This is a genomic window from Streptomyces sp. NPDC045695 (assembly GCF_056432025.1).
This window is the reverse complement of record NZ_JBWKJU010000007.1, coordinates 347,296-348,752: the sequence shown is the minus strand read 5'-3', so window position 1 is coordinate 348,752 and position 1,457 is coordinate 347,296. Positions and strand designations below refer to the sequence as shown.

Annotated in this window: 1 rRNA gene and 1 pseudogene; both read left to right on the top strand. The window is 72.6% G+C overall.

Annotated features, from left to right (window positions below):
* A 5S ribosomal RNA gene (rrf, locus tag AC07DU_RS16035) occupies positions 1–91 on the top strand; the annotation flags it as partial.
* A 378-nt stretch (positions 92–469) separates the two neighbouring features.
* A pseudogene (locus AC07DU_RS16030) lies at positions 470–1,457 on the top strand (hypothetical protein); the annotation flags it as partial.

Below are 1,457 nucleotides of genomic sequence, written 5' to 3'. Positions count from 1 at the left end.
GCCCGGTTACATTCCGAACCCGGAAGCTAAGCCTTTCAGCGCCGATGGTACTGCAGGGGGGACCCTGTGGGAGAGTAGGACGCCGCCGAACAATCTTTCAAAGGACCCTTGGTCCAGCGTTCAACGCTGGACCAAGGGTCCTTTTTTGTTTTCCCCTCTTTACGCCGAAGCGCGGCCATGGGTTGGTTGCGCGAGAATGACTAGCGGTACCCCGAAGACAGGAGTCACACCCATGTCCAACTCTCCCGACGATCGTCCGGAGCGCGAGCCTCGGCGCAACGACGGCGGTGACAGGGGCGGCTTCCGTCGTGACGACCGTGGTAGCGACCGTGGTGGCGACCGTCCCCCGTTCCGTCGTGACGACCGTGGTGGTCGCCCGACCGGTGGCGGTGGCGGCGGTTTCCGTCGCGACGACCGCGGTGGGCGTCCGGCCGGCGCCGGCGGTGGCGGCGGTGGCGGCGGCTTCCGCCGTGACGACCGCGGTGGCGACCGCCCCTCGTACCCCCGCCGTGACGACGACCGCGGTGGTCGCCCCACCGGTGGTGGCGGCGGTGGCGGTTTCCGTCGCGATGACCGCGGCGGCGACCGTCCGAGCTTCCCGCGTCGTGACGACCGGGGTGGGGACCGTCCCAGCTTCCCGCGTCGCGATGACCGGGGTGGGGACCGTCCGTCGTTCCCGCGTCGTGATGACGACCGTGGTGGTTTCCGTGGCGGTCGTGACGACCGTGGCGGCGACCGCCCGTCCTACCCGCGCCGCGATGACCGCGGCGGCGACCGTCCCTCCGGCGGTGGGTTCCGCCGTGACAACGATCGGCCCAGCTTCCCGCGCCGTGACGACCGTGGTGGCGACCGTCCGTCGTACCCGCGTCGTGACGACCGTGGTGGGGACCGTCCCTCCGGTGGCGGCTTCCGCCGCGATGACCGCGGTGGCGACCGCCCGAGCTTCCCGCGCCGGGATGACCGGGGTGGGGACCGTCCGTCGTTCCCGCGTCGTGATGACGACCGTGGTGGCTTCCGTGGCGGTCGTGACGACCGTGGCGGTGACCGCCCCTCGTACCCGCGTCGCGATGACCGTGGTGGGGACCGTCCCTCCGGTGGCGGCTTCCGCCGCGATGACCGTGGCGGCGACCGCCCGAGCTTCCCGCGCCGGGATGACCGGGGTGGGGACCGTCCGTCGTTCCCGCGTCGTGATGACGACCGTGGCGGCTTCCGTGGCGGTCGCGACGACCGTGGCGGCGACCGCCCCTCGTACCCGCGCCGTGACGACCGTGGCGGTGACCGTCCGTCGTACCCGCGCCGTGACGACCGTGGCGGGGACCGTCCCTCCGGTGGCGGCTTCCGCCGCGATGACCGCGGTGGGGACCGCCCGAGCTTCCCGCGCCGGGATGACCGGGGTGGGGACCGTCCGTCGTTCCCGCGTCGTGATGACGACCGTGGCGGCTTCCGTGGCGGTCGTG